The following is a 20,952-nucleotide window of genomic DNA, read 5'->3' as shown; positions in this document are numbered from 1 at the left end:
ACAAGGGAAGACGCGATGTTCGCAGTTCTGAAAACGGGCGGCAAGCAATACAAGGTGCAGGCGGGCGACGTCCTGCGCGTTGAAAAGCTGAATGCCGCCGCTGGCGATACGGTCCAGTTCAATGATGTGCTGATGGTCGGATCGACCCTGGGCGCGCCTCTGGTTGTCGGGGCCTGCGTGCAGGCCACCGTGATCGAGCAGATCAAGGCCGACAAGGTCATCACCTATGTCAAGCGCCGCCGCAAGCACAGCTCGCAGCGGACCCGCGGACACCGCCAGCAGCTGACGCTGCTGCGTGTCACCGAGGTGCTGGACGCGGGTGCGGACAAGACCGGCGTGAAAGCCGCCGTCGGCGCCCGCACCAAGGTCGAGGAGGCCCCGGCCCCCGCCCCGGCCAAAGCCAAGAAACCGGCCAAAGACGCCGCAGACGCGTAAGGAGAACGACCCATGGCACATAAAAAAGCAGGCGGTTCCTCCCGCAACGGTCGCGACAGCGCGGGACGCCGTCTTGGCGTCAAGCTGTTCGGCGGCCAGTCCGCAATCGCGGGCAACATCATCGCACGCCAGCGCGGCACCACCTGGTGGCCGGGCGACAATGTCGGCATGGGCCGGGATCACACCCTGTTCGCGCTGACCGATGGTCACGTCACCTTCAAGAAGGGTCTGAAGGGCCGCACCTTTATTTCGGTGATCCCCGCCAGCCTGGAAGCTGCCGAGTAACCCAAGCGTAACATTTCGATGTTAAGGGGGATCGGCGAGAGCCGGTCCCCCAAGCCGTTTCAAGCATCAATTTTTTAAGGATCCGTTTTCCGGGGGAGGAAACATGGTGATGTCTGCACCCATGCGGGAGGGAAGCCGGTTGGATGATCTGAAGCCCGTGATGGCCGGGGCCGCGACACAGGCGGTCATTGAAACCGAGCGGTTCATGCTGCGCCCGCTGCGCGCGTCGGATGCCGGGATGATCGCGCATTATACGGCGGACCGGCGGGTGGCCGAAGGCACGCGGGCGATCCCGCACCCTCTGCCGCGCGGAGCCTCGGAGAGTTTCGTGGCGCGCGCTCTGGCGGCGGACCGGACCGAGGATGTCTGGGCCATCGATGGTTCGGGTTCCAGTCTGGACGAGTTGCTGGGCGTCGTCTCGCTGACCCGGATGGAGGGCGCGCAATCTGAGCTGGGCTTCTGGGTCGGGGCGGGGTTCTGGAATACCGGTTTTGCGACCGAGGCGGTGGCGGCGCTGGTTGCGGCCAATCCGCATGGCGCCCGGACCCTGTTCGCTGAGGCGTTTCAGGACAATCCGGGATCGGCGCGGGTGCTGACCAATTGCGGCTTCGTCTATCTGGGGGATGCTGAAAGCTGGTCGGTGGCGCGGGGTGCGCGGGTGCCGACCTGGACCTATCTGCGCAAGATGGGCTGACGGGATGCGTTGAGGGGGGCGGGGGGCGCTCGCGCCCCCTCTTGGCCGTGCCGGCCAATTCACCCCCTGAGGATATTTCGGGACCAATGCAGGGCGGGGAGGGTCTTCCCGGCATCCGGGGTCATTGCAAAACCGGGCGGGCGGATTAGATGCTGGGGATGACACAGCATCTTCCATATTCCCTTCTCGATCTGTCGCCGGTGCCCGAAGGGTCCACGGCGCAGGACGCCATCCGCAACACCATCGATCTGGCGCAGCGCGCCGAGGGCTGGGGGTATCACCGCTTCTGGCTGGCCGAGCATCACAATATGCCGGGCATTGCCAGTGCGGCGACCGCCGTTCTGATCGGGCTGGTGGCGCAGGCGACGCGGACCATCCGCGTGGGCGCGGGCGGCATCATGCTGCCCAATCATGCGCCCCTGACCGTGGCCGAGGCCTTTGGCACCCTGGCCACCGTTTTTCCCGACCGCATCGATCTGGGGCTGGGCCGGGCGCCCGGCGGTGACGGGGCCGTGGTTCGGGCGCTGCGCCGTGATCCGATGGCCGACAGATTTCCGCAGGATGTGGTCGAGCTGCTGGATTATCTGGGCCCCGAGCGGCCCGGTGCCGCGGTGCGCGCGCTTCCGGGCGAGGGGACGAACCTTCCGGTCTGGATCTTGGGCAGCAGCCTGTTCGGGGCACAGCTGGCCGCGCATCTGGGCCTGCCTTATGCTTTTGCCAGCCATTTCGCCCCGGATGATCTGGAGCGGGCGCTGACCCTTTATCGAGAGCGGTTCCGGCCGTCGCGCTGGAACAGCAAGCCCTATGCCATTCTGGCGGCGAATGTCTTTGCCGCCGACGATCCGGGCGAGGCGGCCTATCTGCGCACGACCATGCAGCTGGCCTTTGCCCGTTTGCGGACTGGCCAGCCCGGAAAGCTGCCGCGTCCGGTGCGCGACATCGATGCCGAGATCGGTGCCGGGATGCGTCAGGCGGTCGATCATTCGCTGCGCATCAGCGCTGTCGGCGGGCGGGACCAGGTGGCCGATCAACTGGGGGCTTTGGTGGACCGCTATCGCCCGGACGAGCTGATCCTGACCGGTCAGATCCATGATCACACCGCCCGTCTGCGCAGCTTCGAGCTGGCGGCAGAGGCGGCCTCGGGGTTGGTGCAGCGGGCTGCGGCCTGACGCATCCGCCTTGGGATCGCGACCATGAAAAAAGGCCCCCGGATCGGGGGCCTTTTCCATGTCGGGGTATCGCGTCGATTATTCGCGGTTGCCCATGAACTGCAGCAGGAACATGAACAGGTTCAGGAAGTCCAGATAGAGGCGCAGCGCCCCCATGATCGCGGATTTGCCGATGAAATCGGCGTCCGATCCGGACATCTGCAGATAGGTGTTCTTGATGTTCTGCGTGTCATAGGCGGTCAGGCCGGCAAAGATCAGCACGCCGATGACCGAGATCGCGAATTGCATGGCCGAGGAGGCAATGAAGATGTTCACGATCGAGGCGACGATCAGACCGATCAGGCCCATCATCAGGAAAGTACCCCAGCCCGACAGGTCTTTCTTGGTCGTATAGCCATAGAGCGACAGACCGGCGAAGGCGATGGCCGTCACCAGGAAGGTCTGCACGATCGAGACCGAGGTATAGACCAGAAAGATCGAGCTGATCGACAGGCCCATCAGCGCGGCGAAGGCATAGAACATGCCGGTCGCTGCCGTCACGGACAGCCGGTTCATCGCAGCGCCGAAGGCAAAGACCATCAGCAGCGGCGCGAACATGATCACCCATTTCAGGGGCGAGGTATAAAGCGCGACGCCAAGGCCGGTCAGCTCGCCCGTGGACGTCACCGCCGCGGTCGAGATGCCGAATGCGGCCACGGCGGTTACACCCATGCCGACCGACATCAGCCCATAAACCTTGTTCATGTAGGCCCGCAGGCCCTGATCGACCACCGCCTGGCGGGTGCCGACGCCCTGCGCGGTACGGTACGTGTTGTAATCTGCCATCGAAGTCTCCCCTTGAGGTCGTGTCGGGACTGGCCCGACTATGCTGGTAATATCGGGGGAAACGTCGTGCATTTCAATGCCGATCCTGTGTCAATCGGTGCCGTTCACAGGGTGATGACCACCTTTCCGATGCTCTGCCTCTGACGCAGCAGGGCGTAGCCTTCGGCGATGCGGTCCAGCGTCAGGGTGTCGCCCGCCACCGGGTCCAGTCGTCCGGCGGCAAAGAGGTCGAACAGCCCCTGCATGCTGGCGCGCAAAGCCTGCGGCGCAAGGCTGCGATAGCCGCCCCAGTAGAAACCGTGGATGGTGATGTTCTTGACCAGAGCGTGGTTCAGCGGCAGGGCGGGGGGACGTCCGGCGGCAAAGCCGATGGACAGGAAATGCCCGCCGGGATGCAGGGCGCGGAACGCCGCCTCGCCCGGTTCGGCGCCGACCGGGTCATAGACGACATCCGCGCCGCCCAGATCACGCAGGGCTGCGCGCAGATCGGGGCAGGCGCTGCTGTCGATCACCTGATGCGCACCCGCCGCCCGCACCGCCGCCAGCTTGGCCGCGCCGCGGGCCACGCCGATGACCTTGGCCCCAAGCGCCGCCCCGATCTGCACCGCCGTCAGCCCGACGCCGCCTGCCGCCCCCAGCACCACCAGCCGCTGCCCTGCGGCCAGCCCCGCCCGCCCGGTCAGCGCCAGATGACTTGTCCCATAAGCCACCTGAAACCCCGCGGCCTGTTCCATGCTCATGGCATCGGGGATGGGCTGCACGGCGCCCGGATCGACGGCGATCACCTGCGCCAGCGTGCCCGGAGCCGACACGACCACCCGCATGCCCGGTGCCAGCCCGCAATCGGGCGGGCAGGCGATCACGGTGCCCGCCCCCTCCAGCCCCGGCACGAAGGGCGGGTCGATCCGTTCCTGATACTGGCCCTGCGCCTGCAGCAGGTCGGCAAAATTGAGCGCGGCGGCGGACATGCGCAGCAACACCTGACCCGGTCCCGTGACGGGCGCGGGGATCGTGACCACATCTGGTTCCTGCCCCAGGGCCAGGATCTGGGCGGCGCGAATCATCTGGCTCATCTGTCCTCCGGGGAAACTGAACTGTAGGGTCGCAGCATGGCCTGCCATGTCAACGGCCCGGCGGGATGGCTTACCGGACAGCGTCCGGACCTGTCCTTTTGGGCAGAAACTGACTGGTCACTCAACTTGACACTCGAAAATTGTGCCCTGCCGGGTTACTGCCGCTCATGATTGCAGGGGGAAGAGTGATGAAGCATAGTGTTGATGTTCATGTTGGCAAGCGTATCCGCCACCGTCGCTGGATGATCGGGATGACCCAGCAGCAGCTGGCCGACAAGGTCGGGATCAAGTTCCAGCAGATCCAGAAATACGAAACCGGGATGAACCGTGTGTCGGCATCGCGCCTGTGGGATATCGCGCAGGCGGTGGACGTTCCGGTCAGCTTCTTCTTTGAAGGTCTGCAGGATGCCGATCTGCAGGGCGTCGTCGAAGGCGACATCTTTGCCGATAAAGAGGCCCTGCAGCTGGTGCGCGCCTATTACGGCATGCCCGAGGCGCAGCGCCGCCAGATCTTTGAACTGGCCCGGGTTCTGTCCGACGCGGCCTGACTGCCACGACCGGCAGGCGGCGACTGACCTTGCTGGCGTCCTGCGACGTGTGACCGTCGGACGACAGCCATTCTGACAGCGCTGGCCCCTTCCTGCCGTCCGGGTTACACCGGCGCGACCGGGACGACAGGGGGCCTCTATGCTGGACCAAGCGCAGATCATCCGCACCGCGCATCAGATGGCCGACGCCGCGCGTCATGCCATTCTGCCGTGGTTCCGCAACGCGGATCTTGCTGCCGACAACAAGCGCCCCGCCGATTTCGACCCGGTGACCCAGGCCGACCGCGCCGCCGAACGCGCCATGCGCGAGGTTCTGGCCGACGCCCGCCCCGATGACGCCATTCTGGGCGAGGAATATGGCGCAACCCCCGGCAGCAGCGGCCTGACATGGATTTTGGACCCGATCGACGGTACGCGCGCCTTTCTGTGCGGCGCGGCCAGCTGGGGGGTGCTGATCGGATTGTCGGACGGGCAGGACATCGTCTATGGCCTGATCGACCAGCCCTATCTGGGCGAGCGGTTCGAGGGCGGGCTGGGCCAGTCCCGGCTGGTCTTTCCGGGCGGCGAGCGTCCGTTGATGGCGCGGGGCGGCGTGACGCTGGACCGCGCCCTGCTGCTGACCACCTTTCCCGAAATCGGCAGCCCGGCCGAGGCTGCGGCCTTTGCCCGCGTGTCCGACCGGGTGCGGCTGACGCGTTACGGGCTGGATTGCTATGCCTATGGCCTGCTGGCGCTTGGGCAGGTCGATCTGGTGATCGAGGCGGGGCTGCAGTCTTACGACATCGCGGGGCCTCTGGCGGTGGTGCAGGCGGCGGGCGGGATCGTCACCGACTGGCAGGGCGGACCCGCCGCGCAGGGCGGACAGGTCATCGCGGCGGGATCGGCGGATCTGCATCGCGCCGCGTTGGACCTGCTGAACGGCTGAGATGCCAGACTGACCATATTCAGCGACAAAGGGGGCAAGATGGCCGAACATCCGCGCAGCGACCAGACGTCCGGTGGGCAGAACCCCGACCGCGACGATGACGATTACGGCCCCGGCGCCGAGCTGCTGGCCCGCATCGACACCGCCATCGACAACGACGATCGCTCCGCGCTGAATGCCGCGCTGGAACCGATGCACGCCGCCGATATCGCCGACCTGATCGAACGTCTGGCCCCCGCCCGGCGCCGTCAGTTCCTGGCAATGTATTCCGACGAGATCGACGGCGAGATCCTGTCCGAGATCGACGAATCGATCCGCGACGAGGTGCTGGAGCTGCTGCCCCGCAGCGTCGTGGCCGAGGCCGTCCGCGAGATGGACAGCGACGATGTCGTCGATCTGGTCGAGGATATGGACGAAGGCGACCGCGCCCAGATCCTGTCGGCGCTGGATGCCAGCGACGCCGCCGCTGTGCGACAGTCGCTGGCCTATCCCGAGTATTCCGCCGGTCGCCTGATGCAATCCGAAGTGGTGACCGCACCCGAACACTGGACCGTCGCCGAGGCCATCGAGTTCATCCGGTCCGAGGACTGGCTGCCCGAACAGTTCTATCACATTGTCCTTGTCGATCCGCGCCGTCATCCGACCGGCTATGTCGCCCTTGGCCGCCTGTTGGCCTCGCGTCGTGACGCCACCCTGCGCGAGTTGACCGAAGACAGTTTCCGCACCGTCAGCGCCTTTGCCGAAGAAGGCGACGTGGCCTATGTCTTCAACCAGTATCACCTGATCTCCGCCCCCGTCGTGGATCGTGACGACCGGCTGGTGGGGGTCATCACCATCGACGATGCCATGGCCGTTCTGGACGAGGAGCATGAAGAGGACATCCTGCGCCTCGCCGGTGTCGGCGACGAAAGCAGCATTTCCGACAGCGTGATGCAGACGGTGCGCCAGCGTGTGCCCTGGCTGGCCACCAATATCGTCACCGCGCTGGCCGCCGCCAGCGTCATCGCCTTTTTTGAAGATGCCATCGCCCAGCTGGTCGCGCTGGCGGTGCTGATGCCCATCGTCGCCTCGATGGGCGGGAATGCGGCGACCCAGACCCTGACGGTGGCGGTGCGGGGTCTGGCGACCCGCGATCTGTCGCGCGCCAACGCCCTGCGCGTCGTGCGCCGCGAGGTCATCGTGGGACTGGCCAACGGCGTCTTGTTCGGCATCGTCATGGCGGCGATCACCTGGGCGTGGTTCCGCGATCCGGGACTGGCGGCGGTGATCGGATCGGCGATGATCATCAACCTGCTGGTGGCGGCGCTGGCGGGCATTCTGGTGCCGCTTGGCCTGAACAAGCTGGGCGCGGACCCGGCACTGGCCTCGGGGACGTTCGTGACGATGATGACCGATGTGGTGGGCTTCATGGCCTTTCTGGGGCTGGCATCCGCGGTTCTTCTGTGACCGACAAGGCGACCCTGCGGGCGCAGGCGCTGGCCGCGCGCGCGGGGGGCGGTGACGATGCCGCGCTGACCCGGCATCTGATCGCGGCGATTGCCCCCTATGCGGGCGCGGTGCTGGCCGGATACTGGCCCATGCGCGGCGAGGCCGATCCCCGCCCCGCGATGGCCGCCCATGACGGCCCGCTGGTCCTGCCGGTGGTGGCGTGCCGGGCGCGCCCGCTGCTGTTTCGTCGGTGGCAGGGGGGCGATCTGGTGCCCGGCGCCTTCGGCACCGCGCATCCGCCCGATTCGGCACCTGAACTGACGCCCCGGGTGCTGATCGTGCCGCTGGCCGGGTTCGACGGGCTGGGAAACCGCTTGGGCTATGGCGGCGGATTCTATGACAGGACACTGGAATTTCTGCGACAAAGCGGACCGGTCACGGCCATCGGTCTGGCTTATGACGTTCAGCGCCTTCCCGCGATCCCGGCAGAGGCTTACGACCAGCCTCTGGACCTGATCGTGACGGATCGGGGCATGCTGACCCCCTTGGGCTGAATCCCGCCGATTGTGACCGTTTTGCATCGGCTGTGCGCAACCGGGGGATGAACGCGGGATAAGCCTGTGGACAAGCGGTGAACCCTTCTTCGCAACGCCTTGCGCGGCCTTCGAAAAACCCCCGGACCTGCCGGTTCGCGTGAACCGGGGCCCCGCCACTGTGCGCGAATCTGTCGGTGCGGCGCAGCGCCCTCTGTCAACGCCCGACCGCATCCCGGCCTGCAAAAAAACCTGTTGATCGCGAAGCAGTCCCCCGTCAGTTTGTGCGATATCGCCGAAATGGCACAAGATGTGGTGGTCTGAACGGGGCCAACCACAGGCTATGTCGCAGCAGTGCCGCTGCCGCCCGCGCCCGGTCATCCGGGCCGGGCCAAGGCGGGCTTGGGGCATCGGGCAGGAACGAAAGACAGGGGCAGGCATGAAGATCGAACGGCGTTTCACAACCCAGACCGGCGGCGCCTATGGCGAGATCGGGTTCACCACCACCCTCAGCGAGATCCGCAACCCGGACGGGACCATCGTGTTCCGCAACGACCGGGTCGAGGTGCCGCAGGGCTGGAGCCAGGTCGCCAGCGACGTCATCGCGCAGAAATATTTCCGCAAGGCGGGCGTGCCCGCGCGGCTGAAACCGGTGCGCGAAAAGGGCGTGCCGGAATTCCTGTGGCGCCATGTCCCCGATGAGGCCGCCTTGGCCCTGCTGGCGCCCGAGGATCGTCTTGTCGGCGAGACCAGCGCCCGGCAGGTGTTCGACCGGCTGGCCGGGGCCTGGACCTATTGGGGCTGGAAGGGCGGCTATTTCACCACCGAGGACGACGCCCGGGCCTATTATGACGAGATGCGCTTCATGCTGGCCCGCCAGATGGCCGCGCCGAACAGCCCGCAATGGTTCAACACGGGGCTGCATTGGGCTTACGGCATCGACGGGCCGGGGCAGGGGCATTTCTATGTCGATCACAAAACCGGCAAGCTGACCGCATCGACCAGCGCCTATGAACATCCCCAGCCCCATGCCTGCTTCATCCAGTCCGTCAGCGACGATCTGGTGAACGATGGCGGCATCATGGACCTGTGGGTGCGCGAGGCGCGGCTTTTCAAATATGGCAGCGGCACCGGCACCAATTTCTCGTCCCTGCGGGGCGAGGGCGAAAAGCTGTCGGGCGGCGGCAAGTCATCCGGCCTGATGGGGTTCCTGAAGATCGGCGACCGGGCTGCGGGCGCGATCAAGTCGGGCGGCACCACGCGGCGCGCGGCCAAGATGGTCATCTGCGATATGGACCATCCCGATATCGAGGCTTTCGTGAACTGGAAGGTCATCGAGGAGCAGAAGGTCGCCAGCCTTGTGGCTGGGTCCAAGCTGCATGAACGCGAGTTGAACGGCATCTTTGCCGCGATCCGGGGCTGGGATGGCGATATCGCGGATGCGACCGATCCGGCCGGCAATGACGCGCTGAAGGCCGCGATCAAATCGGCCAAGCGCGCGATGATCCCCGAAACCTATATCAACCGGGTGCTGCAATATGCGCGGCAGGGTTTCGACAGCATCGAATTTCCGACCTATGACACGGATTGGGACTCCGAGGCCTATGTCAGCGTCTCGGGGCAGAACTCGAACAACTCGGTCCGGGTGACGGATGCGTTCCTGCGCGCCGTGCGCGAAGATGCCCCGTGGGAGCTGATCCGCCGCACCGATGGCAAGGTTGCGAAGACCGTGTCGGCGCGCGATCTGTGGGACCAGATCGGCCATGCCGCATGGGCCTGCGCCGATCCGGGCATCCAGTTCCACGACACGGTCAACGCCTGGCACACCTGCCCCGAAGATGGGGCGATCCGGGGATCGAACCCCTGCAGCGAATACATGTTTCTGGACGATACGGCCTGCAATCTGGCCTCGATGAACCTGTTGACCTTCTGGTCGGACGGGCGCTTCGACGCGGATGCCTATGTCCATGCCAGCCGGTTGTGGACCGTGACACTGGAAATCAGCGTGCTGATGGCACAGTTCCCGTCGAGGGAAATCGCGCAGCGCAGCTATGATTTCCGCACGCTTGGTCTGGGCTATGCCAATATCGGCGGGCTGCTGATGAATATGGGCTTCGGCTATGACAGCGATCAGGGCCGCGCGCTGTGCGGGGCTTTGTCGGCGATCATGACCGGCGTGGCTTACGCGACCAGCGCCGAGATGGCGTCGGAACTGGGTGCCTTTCCCGGCTATGCGCGCAACGCGGACCACATGCTGCGGGTCATTCGCAACCACCGCGCCGCCGCCCATGGGACCGAATGCGAGGGCGTGAACGTCGCCCCCGTCGCGCTGGACGCGGCCAATTGCCCCGAGCAGACGCTGGTCGCCTTGGCCCGCGAGGCATGGACCGAGGCGCTGACCCTGGGTCAGGCGCATGGGTTCCGCAACGCTCAGACCACGGTCATCGCGCCCACCGGGACGATCGGTCTGGTCATGGATTGCGACACGACGGGTATCGAGCCCGACTTTGCCCTGGTCAAGTTCAAGAAGCTGGCGGGCGGCGGCTATTTCAAGATCATCAACCAGTCGGTGCCCGCAGCGCTGGCCAAGCTGGGCTATCCTTCGGCCCAGATCGAAGAGATCATCGGCCATGCGGTGGGCCATGCCAGCCTTGGCAATTGCCCGGCGATCAACCACGCATCGCTGGCCGGTCACGGCTTTGGCGCGCGCGAGATCGAAAAGGTCGAGGGGGCGCTTGCCGCCGCCTTCGATATCCGGTTCGTCTTCAACCAATGGACCCTGGGCGAGGATTTCTGCCGCGGCACGCTTGGCATTCCGGCCGACCGGCTGGCTGATCCGAGTTTTGATCTGCTGCGCCATCTGGGCTTTACCCGGTCCCAGATCGACGCCGCCAACGACCATGTCTGCGGCACCATGACGCTGGAAGGCGCGCCGCATCTGAAGCCTGAACATCTGTCGGTCTTTGACTGCGCCAATGCCTGCGGCAAGACCGGCAAACGTTATCTGTCGGTCGACAGCCACATCCGTATGATGGCGGCGGCACAAAGTTTCATCTCGGGCGCGATCAGCAAGACGATCAACATGCCCTCCAGCGCCTCGATCGAAGAGACGCTGGCGGCGTATGAGCTGTCCCACAGTCTGGGGATCAAGGCGAACGCGCTGTATCGCGACGGATCGAAGCTGTCGCAGCCGCTGGCTTCCGCGCTGGTCGAGGATGACGATGAGGCCGAAGAGGTTCTGGCCCATGGCTCGAACCACGAAAAAGCCGTGGTGCTGGCCGAAAAGATCGTCGAGCGGATCATCGTCAAGGAAATCGTGCGGTCGAACCGCGAAAAGCTGCCGCAGCGGCGCAAGGGCTATACCCAGAAGGCCATCGTCGGCGGTCACAAGGTCTATCTGCGGACCGGCGAATATGACGACGGCAAGCTGGGCGAGATCTTCATCGACATGCACAAGGAGGGTGCGGGCTTTCGGGCGATGATGAACAATTTTGCCATCGCCGTGTCCGTGGGCCTGCAATATGGCGTGCCGCTGGAGGAATTCGTGGACGCCTTCACCTTCACCCGGTTCGAACCGGCGGGGATGGTGCAGGGCAATGACAGCATCAAGAACGCGACCTCGATTCTGGATTATGTGTTCCGCGAACTGGCCGTCAGCTATCTGGACCGCACCGATCTGGCCCATGTCGCGCCCACCGGCGCCAGCTTTGACGATCTGGGCGGTGGCGAGGATGAGGGGCGGCCCCGCCAGCCGTCCGAGCTGAAATCCCTGACCATGCTGAAACAGATCAGCAGCGCGGGATATCTGCGCAAGCGGATGCCGCAGGATCTGATGGCGCTGCAGGCGGGGGTCTCGACCGCTGCCGTGGCGACCGGCATGGCCGAAGGCGCGGTGGCGTTCCAAAGCGGCATGGATCTGCGCACCAAGGCCCGGATGCAGGGATACGAGGGCGATCCCTGCGGCGAATGCGGCAATTATACGCTGGTCCGCAATGGCACCTGCATGAAGTGCAACACCTGCGGCGGCACCAGCGGCTGCAGCTGACCTTGCGGCGGGACCGGGGTCTTGCGCCCCGGCCCCGACCGACAGGCCCCGGCGGAACGACCGGGACATGCCTTTCGCGGCAGCAAGCGCGCGAAGACGCGTGGCGACTGGCCCCCCCAGTGCCCCGGCACCGGGGGGCTTTTTTCGGTCACGATAGCGCGGGCGGACCGTCGGATCGGGTGGAAGTTGCGAACCGTTCGGGCTAGGGCCTTGGGCATGGCTTGACGCCGGGCGGCAACTCGCCTTTGGGTGGTGGTGCAGGCTGCGACATTGTGCAAGATCGGGCGGGCCAACCCGCGGGGAGACAGGAATGAGCGTGATTACTCCGGTTCTGATGGCGGGCGGTTCGGGCACGCGGCTTTGGCCGGTGTCGCGCAAAAGCTTTCCCAAGCAATTCGCCGCCCTGACCGGGGACGAGACGCTGTTTCAGGCCTCGGCCCGGCGGCTGTCGGGGGCGGGCTATGCGCCGCCGGTCGTCATGACGAATTCCGATTTCCGCTTCATCGTGGCCGAACAGCTGGAACAGGCGGGCATTACGCCGGGGCGCATCGTGATCGAACCGGCGGGCCGCAACACCGCCCCCGCGATCCTGGCCGCCGCCCTGATGGTCGCGGAGACCGACCCTCAGGGGTTGGTGCTGGTCGCGCCCTCGGATCACGTCATCCCGGATGCGGCGGGCTTTGCCGCGACCGTGGCGATGGGCGCGCAGGCAGCGGCGCAGGGGCGCATCGTGACCTTCGGCATCACCCCCGACCGCCCCGAGACGGGCTATGGTTATCTGGAGCTGGCCACGACGGGCGAGGGGCCGCAGCCTCTGGCGCGCTTTGTCGAGAAACCCGATGCGAGCCGCGCGGCGCAGATGCTGGCGGCGGGGAATTTCCTGTGGAATGCGGGGATTTTCCTGTTCAGGGCGCAGGTGATGATCGACGCGTTCCGCACCCATGCCCCGGCCTATCTGGACCCGGTCGGGCAGTCGCTGGATCAGGCGCAGACCGATCTGGGCTTTCTGCGGCTGGCCAAGGCCCCATGGCTGCTGGCCGAGGATAAATCGATCGATTACGCGGTCATGGAAAAGGCCGACAACCTGACCGTCGTGCGCTTTTCCGGGCGCTGGTCGGATCTGGGGGGCTGGGACGCGGTCTGGCGCGAGGCGCTGGATCAGACGCCCTCGGATCAGGGCGTGGTGACGGATGCCAATTCGACCGCCATCGATTGTCATGACGTGCTGCTGCGGTCCGACAGCGACGAGATGCAGGTGGTGGGCATCGGCTTGCGCGATCTGATGGTCGTGGCGACCTCGGACGCGGTGCTGGTGGCGGACCGCGCGCGCGCGCAGGATGTGCGGCAGGCGGTGCTGGCGCTGAAGGCCAAGCGCGCCAAGCAGGCGGAATCCTTTCCCCGCGACCACCGCCCCTGGGGCTGGTTCGAGACTTTGGCGCTGGCCGACCGCTTTCAGGTCAAGCGCATCGTGGTCAAGCCCGGCGCGGCCCTGTCGCTGCAAAGCCATGTCCACCGGTCCGAACATTGGATCGTCGTGTCGGGCACCGCGCGGGTCACCGTCGATGACGCGGTGACGCTGGTGACGGAAAACCAGTCGATCTATGTGCCGCTTGGTGCCGTCCACCGGATGGAAAACCCCGGCAAGGTGCCGATGGTCCTGATCGAGGTGCAGACCGGCAGCTATCTGGGCGAAGACGACATCATCCGCTACGAGGACGTCTATTCCCGCAGCTCGGCCGACTGAGGCTGGGGCTGGGGCTGGGGTTGCAGGCGGGGCAGGGTGACCTCGACCCAATCGGCCAGCGCCGCGACATGGGCTGCGGCTTCTTGCCCCAGGGGTGTCAGGGAATATTCGGTCTGCGGCGGCACCACCGGATAGGCGACGCGGGTGACCAGCCCATGCCCCTCCAGCCGGCGCAGCGTCTCGGCCAGCATGCGTTCGGACACACCCCCCACCTTGCGCCGCAAGGCGCTGAACCGGTGCGTGCCGTCGCGCAGCGCCATCAGGATCAGCACCCCCCATTGGCTGGTGATCGCCCGCATGACCGGGCGGGACGGACAGTTTACGGCCATCAGATCGCCGCGCCGCAGATGGTCGGTCAGGCTGTCGGGCATCGGCATACTTACCTTTTTGTGCGTACTTCCTTTTGGTAAGCGCACGTCGCATATCTGGCAAGACCCGATCACAGGAGATCTGCCATGACCATCGCCATCACCGGAGCCACCGGCCAGCTGGGCCGCCTTGTCCTTGCGGGGCTGGCGGCGCGCCTGCCCGGCCTTCCCGTCATCGCGCTGGCCCGCGATCCTGCGGCCGATCCGGGCGTGCCCGTTCGCCTGTTCGATTACGACCGCCCTGAAACACTGACCCCGGCCCTGGCGGGGGTGCAGACACTGCTGCTGATCTCGGGCAACCAGATCGGGCAGCGCAAGGCCCAGCATCGGGCGGTGATCGAGGCGGCGCAGGCGGCAGGGGTCGGGCGCATCGTCTATACCAGCGTGCTGCATGCCGACCGGTCGATCCTGTCGCTGGCCGGTGAACACCGAGAGACCGAGGCGATGCTGGCCGCATCGGGCCTGTCGGTGACCGTGCTGCGCAACGGCTGGTATCACGAGAATTATCTGGGCAGCGTCCCTGCCGCGCTGACCCATGGCGCGTTGGTCGGATCGGCGGGGCAGGGCCGCATCGCCGGGGCCGCCCGCGCCGATTATGCCGCCGCCGCGGTCGAGGCGCTGCTGGGACAGGGGCACGAGGGGCAGGTCTATGAAATGGCCGGTGCGCCCGCCTATACGCTGGCCGATCTGGCGGCCGAGATATCAGAGCAAACCGGGCGCGACATCCCCTATGTCGATCTGCCGCCTGCCGATTATGCACAGGTGCTGGTCAAGGCCGGTCTGCCCGCGCCGCTGGCCGAGGCGATTGCCGGATATGATACCGCCGCCGCCCAAGGGGCGCTGGACGGATCGCCCGACACGCTGCAGGCGCTGATCGGACGCCCGGCCACGCCGCTTGCCGAGGCCGTTCGGGCTGCGTTGGTCTGAAAGGAACGGCCCCCGGGGACGGGGGCCTTTCGCTTACATGCTTTCGCGGATGCGCGCGATGGTCGGGCCGACCCCGGCCTGCGGCATCCCGCGCAGCATAGTGTCGCCGATGACGAAGGCGGGCGTGCCCTGAACCCCCATCGTCTGGCCCAGCTGCCGGTTTTCCAGCAGAACGGACGTCACCGCATCGGTCGGCATCTGCGCCATGACCGCATCGGCATCGACGCCGATATCCTGGGCGATGCCCTGCAGCGCCTCGGGCGTGGGCGAGGGGCGCAGCGTCATCAGCGCGTCATGGGCCTTGGCATAAGCGTCGTCCCCGGCGATCTGAAGGACCGCGATGGCAAAGCGGCTGGAGGTTTCGCTGTCTTCGCCCAGAACCGGAAATTCTTTCATGATCAGGCGGATGTTGCCGTCTTCCTCGACTGCGTCCAGCACCTGTTGATGGGCCTGACGGCAATAGGTGCAGCGGTAATCCATGAACTCGACCACGGTCAGATCGCCATCGGGATTGCCGCCGACCCAGGAATGGCCGTCCTGGAACAGCGCATCGGCATTGGCCGCGATCAGATCGCGGTCATTGGCGACCCCGGCCTCGGCCTGTCTTGCGTCCAGAACGTTGATGGATTCGACCAGCACTTCGGGATTTTCCATCAGATAGTCGCGCACGGCCTGGCCGAAGGCGGCCTTTTCATCGTCGGACATCGCGCCGATGTCAAAGGACAGGGCGGGGGTGGCAAGGGCGGTGCTGGCGCCCAGCAAAAGGGCGGCGGTCAGGCGTGTCATCCGAAAAGACCTTCCAGTTTTTGTCGGGCGCAGCTTGGACCGGGGCGGGCGCGATGGCAAGAAAGGCGCGAACACGCCCGCGTGACGCGAAAAGAAGCCGCGCAAAGAACTGGAGCGTGGCGCCATCCCGCGCTATCACCATGCCCAAAACAAGAGGCAGAGCCATGCGATCTTCCCTGCGCGGACAGGTAGACCCGTTCATCGTGATGGACGTCATGGCGGCCGCCGCCCGGGCCGAGGCGGCGGGTCGTCACATCATCCATATGGAGGTCGGTCAGCCCGGCACCCCCGCCCCCCAAGGCGCGCGCCGCGCGCTGGCGGCGGCGCTGGAACAGCCTTTGGGCTATACCGTGGCGCTTGGCCTGCCCGCCCTGCGGCAGGGCATCGCTGATCTGTACCGGCGCTGGTACGGGGTCGATCTGGACCCGGCCCGGGTGGTGGTGACGCCGGGCAGCAGCGGGGCGTTCATTCTGGCCTTTTCGGCGCTGTTCGATGCGGGCGACCGGGTGGCGATGGGGTTTCCCGGCTATCCCAGTTATCGGCAGATCCTGCGCGCCATGTCGCTGACGCCGGTGGGCATCCAGACGCGGGCCGCCGACCGCTATCAACCCCGCCCAGAAGACCTGCCTGAGGCCGAGGGGCTGATCCTCGCCTCGCCCGGCAACCCCTCTGGCACGGTGCTGACGGTGCCGGAACTGGCGGCGCTGACGGATGCGGCAGCCCGGCAGGGCATGGCCGTCATCTCGGACGAGATCTATCACGGGCTGTCTTACGGCGATCGCTGCCATTCCGCGCTGGAGGTCACCGACGATGTCGTGGTGGTCAATTCCTTCAGCAAGTATTTCTCGATGACCGGCTGGCGGGTGGGCTGGATGGTGGTGCCGCCCGACATGGTGCGCACGGTGGAACGGCTGGCGCAGAACCTGTTCATCTGCCCGCCCCATGCCAGCCAGGTCGCGGCGCTGGCCGCGCTGGATTGCACCCCCGAGGCCGAGGCGAACCGCGCCGTCTATGCCGAAAACCGCCGGTTGATGCTGGAGGGGCTGCCCCGCGCCGGGTTCGACCGCATCGCCCCGCCCGAAGGCGCGTTCTATATCTATGCCGACGTGTCGCATCTGACCGATGATTCCATCAGCTTTGCGGCAGAGATCCTTGAAAAGGCAGGTGTTGCCGTCACGCCGGGGGTGGATTTCGATCCCGACCGGGGAATGCGGACGCTGCGCTTTTCCTATGCCCGCGCGACTGCGGATATCGCCGAAGGGCTGGCCCGTCTGACGGCATTCATGGCGGCCAGATGAGGGGGCTGACCCTGATCCTGATGCTGCTGGCGCTGCTGGTCGGCCCGGCCATGGCCGAGGGTCCGGCGCGGCTGAGCCTTGGCGGATCGGCCCTGACGCCGGCGCCCGCGGGCTGGTGGCAGCGCGTCTTCGGCCCCGAGTCGCTGGAGCTGCAGCTGGCGCTGGACCGGCCGGTTCCGTGGCGCGCCTTTCTGGTCGGTGAACCGGCGCGGCTGGTCATCGATCTGCAAGGTGTCGATCTGAGCGGGCAGAACCCCGCGCTGCTGTTCGGCGGCGATCTGGCCCCGGCGGTGCGGTGGGGCAGCTTCCGGCGCGGCTGGTCGCGGGTGGTGATCGAACTGCCCGGTCCCTACCGTGTGGAGCGTGCGGGGATGCGCACGCAAGGGGCCGAGGCGCGGCTGCGCGTGTCGCTGGCCCCGGTTGCGCCCGCCGACTTCGCGCCCCGCCCCTCGGCTGCGGCTGCGTTGCGCAACCTGCCCGACCCTTCCGATCTGCCCGAGGCACCAGAGCGTGGGCCGGGCCTGACGGTGATGCTGGACCCCGGTCATGGCGGTTTCGACCCCGGCGCGCAGGCCGGAAACGAGACCGAAGCCGAACTGGTCCTGACCTTCGCGCAGGAATTGCGCGACGCCCTGCAGCTGCGCGGCGTGACGGTGGCCATGACCCGCGACACCGATGTCTTTGTGCGGCTGGAGGATCGGATGACCGCCGCGCGATCCTCGGGCGCGCAATTGCTGCTGTCGCTGCATGCGGATGCGTTGCCGCAGGGGCAGGCGGCGGGGGCCACGATCTATGTCTGGAACCCGGCCTCCGACGGGCGGGCGGCACAGCAACTGGCGCTGCGTCATCCGCGCGACGATCTGCTGGCCGGGATGGATCTGCGCGGCAAGGATGACACGCTGGCCATGGCGCTGATGGATTTCGCCCGCACCGACACCCAGCCCCGGTCCGAGGCCTTTGCCCGGCTGCTGAGTTCGCGCATGGCCCTGCACGGCATCGGGCTGCATGGGCGGCCCGTTCAGGGGGCGGCGTTTTCGGTCCTGAAATCGCCCGATATTCCCTCGGTCCTGCTGGAGCTGGGATTCATCTCGGACCAGACCGATCTGGCCAATCTGACCGATCCGCAATGGCGCGCCCGCATGGTCGATGCGGTGGCCGAGGCCACGACCGGCTGGTGGCGCGACGAACAGGCCCGGCGGGGGCTGCTGCGTCACTGATCGTTTTACACCCAGTGTTGCTTTGACCGGCGCGGCCCGCGCCGCTATAGACGGCGCGAACCCGCGAAAGGCCCGGCCCCTTGCTTAGAACCATCCTGTCCTTTTTTGGTGCGATCTTCTCATGGGTGGTGACGGCTGCGTTCTTTGCGGCCCTGACTGTCGGCGGGATCTTCTGGATCTATTCGCGCGACCTGCCCAGCCACGAGATGCTGGCCACCTATTCGCCGAAAACCATCAGCCGCATCTATTCCGCCGAAGGCCAGCTGATCGACGAATTCTCCGAGGAACGGCGAATCTTCGTGCCCATCGACGAGGTGCCCGACCTGATCAAGCAGGCCTTTGTCAGTGCCGAGGACAAGAATTTCTATAATCATCCCGGCTATGATCTGCGCGGCATCCTGTCGGCGGGATATGAGGCACTGGCCTCGGGCGGGACCAGCGTGCGCGGCGCGTCGACCATCACCCAGCAGGTGATGAAGAATTTCTTGCTGTCCAGCGACCGCAGCGTCGAACGCAAGGTCAAGGAACTGATCCTGGCCGCGCGTCTGGAACGCACCCTGACCAAGGACCAGATCCTGGAGCTGTACGTCAACGAGATCTTTCTGGGTCAGAACAGCTTTGGCGTCGCCGCCGCCGCCCAGACCTATTTCAACAAGTCGCTGACCGAACTGGCCCCGCACGAGGCCGCGATGCTGGCCGCCATGCCGCAGGCGCCGGGCCGCTATCACCCCGTCACCGCCAAGGAGCGGGTGACCGAGCGGCGCAATTACGTCCTGCGCGAAATGTGGCAGAACGGCTTTATCGATCAGGCGACCTATGAATCCGAGGCGCAATTGCCGCTGCGATCGGTCCAGAACGGCGATTTCCCGTCTTTCCGGCGCGAATTGCCGCCGCGCGACTATTTCACCGACGAGATCCGCCGCCAGCTGAGCCTTGAATTCGGGCAAGAGGAATTCTTTGGCGGCGGCCTGACCATCCGCGCCACCGTCGATCCCGAATTGCAGACCGAGGCCGCCTCGGCCCTGCAGGTGGCGCTGGAGGATTACGACCGCAATCGCGGCGTCTGGCGCGGCACCGGCGAGACGATCGAGCCTGCCACCCTGACCGACGAGGCCGCATGGCGCGGTGCGCTGTGGGATCTGCGCCTGCCGCGCGACATTCCGGGCTGGCACCCGGCGGTGGTGCTGGAGGTCGGCGCCTCTGACGCCCGTGTCGGCATCGAGGGGATCGAGGAAGACGCCGACGGCCACTGGATCCCCGCCGCCGATGTGCAATGGGCCCGCCGTCTGGACCGCGAGACCGGCGAGCTGGCCGCGCGCGCGCAGGTTGCAGGCGATCTGGTCGGGGCGGGCGAGGTGGTGATGGTCCGCGCCATGACCAGCGACGCCGATGGCAGTTTTCTGCGCTGGACCCTGCGGCAGGTGCCCGAGGTGCAGGGCGGCTTCATGGCGATGGACGTGAACACCGGCCGGGTGCTGGCGATGCAGGGCGGGTTTTCCTATGAAAGCTCGGTCTTCAACCGGGCCACGCAGGCGCAGCGTCAGCCGGGCTCGTCCTTCAAGCCCTTCGTCTATGCCGCCGCATTGGACAGCAACTATACCCCCGCGACCATCGTGGTCGATGAACCCATCCGCATCAATACGCCGCAGGGCCTGTGGGAACCCCAGAACTCGTCCGGGCGCCATTACGGCCCGACGCCCCTGCGGACCGGGATCGAACAGTCCAGGAACCTGATGACCATCAGGATCGCCGACGATATCGGCATGGATCAGGTCGCCCGCTATGCCGAGGATTTCGGGGTCTATGACAGCCTGTCGCCGTTTCTGGCCAATGCGCTTGGCGCGCAGGAAACCACGCTGTTCAAGATGGTCGCAGCCTATGCGATGTTCGCCAATGGCGGCGAGCGGGTCGAGCCGACGCTGGTCGATCGTGTGCAGGACCGGCGCGGGCGCACCGTCTATCGCCACGACCAGCGGGTCTGCCGCACCTGCGCGATGCAGGTGATGCCGGCGGGGCAGGGGCCGGTGATCGATACCAACCGCGAACGGGTGCTGGATGCGGTCACCGCCTATCAGCTGACCTCGATGCTGGAAGGCGCGGTTCAGCGCGGTTCGGGGTCGGGCGTCGATCTGCCGGTGCCGATCGCGGGCAAGACCGGGACCACCAATGACGCCAAGGACGTGTGGTTCATCGGCTATTCCAGCAATATCGTCGCGGGCTGCTATATCGGTTACGATCAGCCCCGGTCCCTGGGCGAACGCGCCTTTGGCGGCACCCTGTGCGTGCCGGTCTTCAACGCCTTCATGCGCGAGGCGGTGGCGGAATATGGCGGGACGGAATTCAAGGTGCCGCCGGGCGGCTATTGGGTCAAGATCGACCGCACGACGGGCCAGCGCCTGTCCGACGATGCCAGCGGCCCCAATGTCATTGCCGAGTATTTCCGCGACGGCATGGACCCCGACTGGCTGGCGCCTTATGTCGTCTCGGGCTTTGGCGATGACGTGGTGATCCTGCCATGGGAGGCTGCCGCCGGGGCCGCGACCTCGATCACCACCTCGACCGGCGAGCGTCGGGTGATCCCGGGGCGGACGGATTTCGGGACGATGTCGTCTGGTGGGTTGTATTAGGATTGCGTCCCGCGACGGCCGGGGG

Annotated in this window: 18 protein-coding genes; 14 read left to right on the top strand and 4 right to left on the bottom strand. The window is 66.3% G+C overall.

The genetic code is table 11. The features are described 5' to 3' along the window. The first annotated feature begins 15 nt into the window (after nucleotides 1-15). From rplU to EG885_RS12565, 4 genes are all read left to right on the top strand, one after another. Nucleotides 16-435: a 50S ribosomal protein L21 gene (gene rplU / locus EG885_RS12580; RefSeq protein ID WP_131575064.1), complete on the top strand. Its 420-nt coding sequence runs from the start codon at nucleotides 16-18 to the stop codon at nucleotides 433-435. A gap of 12 nt (nucleotides 436-447) precedes the next feature. Next, nucleotides 448-720, top strand: coding sequence for a 50S ribosomal protein L27 (gene rpmA, locus EG885_RS12575; RefSeq protein ID WP_131575062.1), 273 nt, complete (start codon nucleotides 448-450; stop codon nucleotides 718-720). A gap of 160 nt (nucleotides 721-880) precedes the next feature. Then, entirely contained in the window at nucleotides 881-1,414 is a 534-nt protein-coding gene (locus tag EG885_RS12570; protein ID WP_131575113.1) for a GNAT family N-acetyltransferase, read from the top strand. Between the two features lie 149 nt (nucleotides 1,415-1,563). Then, nucleotides 1,564-2,583, top strand: coding sequence for an LLM class flavin-dependent oxidoreductase (locus tag EG885_RS12565; protein WP_242679635.1), 1,020 nt, complete (start codon nucleotides 1,564-1,566; stop codon nucleotides 2,581-2,583). A 78-nt stretch (nucleotides 2,584-2,661) separates the two neighbouring features. On the opposite strand, the gene EG885_RS12560 is transcribed toward EG885_RS12565, so the two are convergent. Then, nucleotides 2,662-3,408, bottom strand: a complete 747-nt coding sequence (locus EG885_RS12560; protein WP_131575060.1) for a Bax inhibitor-1/YccA family protein — start codon at nucleotides 3,406-3,408, stop codon at nucleotides 2,662-2,664. Between the two features lie 104 nt (nucleotides 3,409-3,512). Then, complete coding sequence (locus EG885_RS12555) at nucleotides 3,513-4,481, bottom strand: zinc-binding dehydrogenase (RefSeq protein ID WP_131575057.1); 969 nt, start codon at nucleotides 4,479-4,481, stop codon at nucleotides 3,513-3,515. A gap of 188 nt (nucleotides 4,482-4,669) precedes the next feature. Between EG885_RS12555 and EG885_RS12550 the strand changes: the two genes are divergently transcribed. The 6 genes from EG885_RS12550 (at nucleotide 4,670) to EG885_RS12525 (ending at nucleotide 13,704) form a co-directional block, all read left to right on the top strand. After that, nucleotides 4,670-5,029: a helix-turn-helix domain-containing protein gene (locus EG885_RS12550; protein WP_131575055.1), complete on the top strand. Its 360-nt coding sequence runs from the start codon at nucleotides 4,670-4,672 to the stop codon at nucleotides 5,027-5,029. A gap of 139 nt (nucleotides 5,030-5,168) precedes the next feature. Beyond that, complete coding sequence (locus tag EG885_RS12545) at nucleotides 5,169-5,954, top strand: inositol monophosphatase family protein (RefSeq protein ID WP_131575053.1); 786 nt, start codon at nucleotides 5,169-5,171, stop codon at nucleotides 5,952-5,954. Nucleotides 5,955-5,993: 39 nt separating this feature from the next. Further along, nucleotides 5,994-7,400: a magnesium transporter gene (mgtE, locus tag EG885_RS12540; RefSeq protein ID WP_131575051.1), complete on the top strand. Its 1,407-nt coding sequence runs from the start codon at nucleotides 5,994-5,996 to the stop codon at nucleotides 7,398-7,400. Continuing rightward, on the top strand, nucleotides 7,397-7,936 hold the full coding sequence (locus EG885_RS12535; protein ID WP_207392272.1) for a 5-formyltetrahydrofolate cyclo-ligase: 540 nt from the start codon (nucleotides 7,397-7,399) through the stop codon (nucleotides 7,934-7,936). Before mgtE ends, EG885_RS12535 begins: the two co-directional genes overlap by 4 nt. 418 nt (nucleotides 7,937-8,354) lie before the next feature. Next, a complete protein-coding gene (locus EG885_RS12530) occupies nucleotides 8,355-11,960 on the top strand; it encodes a vitamin B12-dependent ribonucleotide reductase (protein WP_131575026.1) in 3,606 nt (1,201 codons plus the stop codon). 310 nt (nucleotides 11,961-12,270) lie between these two features. Then, complete coding sequence (locus EG885_RS12525; RefSeq protein WP_131575024.1) at nucleotides 12,271-13,704, top strand: mannose-1-phosphate guanylyltransferase/mannose-6-phosphate isomerase; 1,434 nt, start codon at nucleotides 12,271-12,273, stop codon at nucleotides 13,702-13,704. On the opposite strand, the gene EG885_RS12520 is transcribed toward EG885_RS12525, so the two are convergent. Then, a complete protein-coding gene (locus tag EG885_RS12520; RefSeq protein ID WP_207392271.1) occupies nucleotides 13,680-14,075 on the bottom strand; it encodes a winged helix-turn-helix transcriptional regulator in 396 nt (131 codons plus the stop codon). The two genes, EG885_RS12525 and EG885_RS12520, sit on opposite strands and share 25 nt — an antisense overlap. Nucleotides 14,076-14,159: 84 nt before the next feature. Between EG885_RS12520 and EG885_RS12515 the strand changes: the two genes are divergently transcribed. Then, complete coding sequence (locus tag EG885_RS12515; protein WP_131575019.1) at nucleotides 14,160-14,999, top strand: SDR family oxidoreductase; 840 nt, start codon at nucleotides 14,160-14,162, stop codon at nucleotides 14,997-14,999. A gap of 33 nt (nucleotides 15,000-15,032) precedes the next feature. Here the strand turns inward: EG885_RS12515 and EG885_RS12510 are convergent, their stop codons facing one another. Continuing rightward, a complete protein-coding gene (locus tag EG885_RS12510) occupies nucleotides 15,033-15,785 on the bottom strand; it encodes a DsbA family protein (RefSeq protein ID WP_131575017.1) in 753 nt (250 codons plus the stop codon). Nucleotides 15,786-15,949: 164 nt separating this feature from the next. Here EG885_RS12510 and EG885_RS12505 point away from each other — a divergent pair, with 164 nt between their 5' ends. From EG885_RS12505 to EG885_RS12495, 3 genes are all read left to right on the top strand, one after another. Then, entirely contained in the window at nucleotides 15,950-17,083 is a 1,134-nt protein-coding gene (locus EG885_RS12505; RefSeq protein ID WP_131575015.1) for a pyridoxal phosphate-dependent aminotransferase, read from the top strand. Further along, complete coding sequence (locus EG885_RS12500) at nucleotides 17,080-18,300, top strand: N-acetylmuramoyl-L-alanine amidase (RefSeq protein WP_131575013.1); 1,221 nt, start codon at nucleotides 17,080-17,082, stop codon at nucleotides 18,298-18,300. Before EG885_RS12505 ends, EG885_RS12500 begins: the two co-directional genes overlap by 4 nt. An 80-nt stretch (nucleotides 18,301-18,380) precedes the next feature. Continuing rightward, nucleotides 18,381-20,927, top strand: a complete 2,547-nt coding sequence (locus tag EG885_RS12495; protein WP_131575011.1) for a penicillin-binding protein 1A — start codon at nucleotides 18,381-18,383, stop codon at nucleotides 20,925-20,927. Nucleotides 20,928-20,952 lie beyond the last annotated feature (25 nt).

Origin of the sequence: Paracoccus nototheniae, assembly GCF_004335005.1 — a bacterium.
In the GTDB taxonomy this organism is placed as follows: Bacteria; Pseudomonadota; Alphaproteobacteria; order Rhodobacterales; family Rhodobacteraceae; genus Paracoccus; species Paracoccus nototheniae.
The sequence above is the reverse complement of the archived record's forward strand: the minus strand, read 5'-3'. Positions and strand labels throughout refer to the sequence as shown.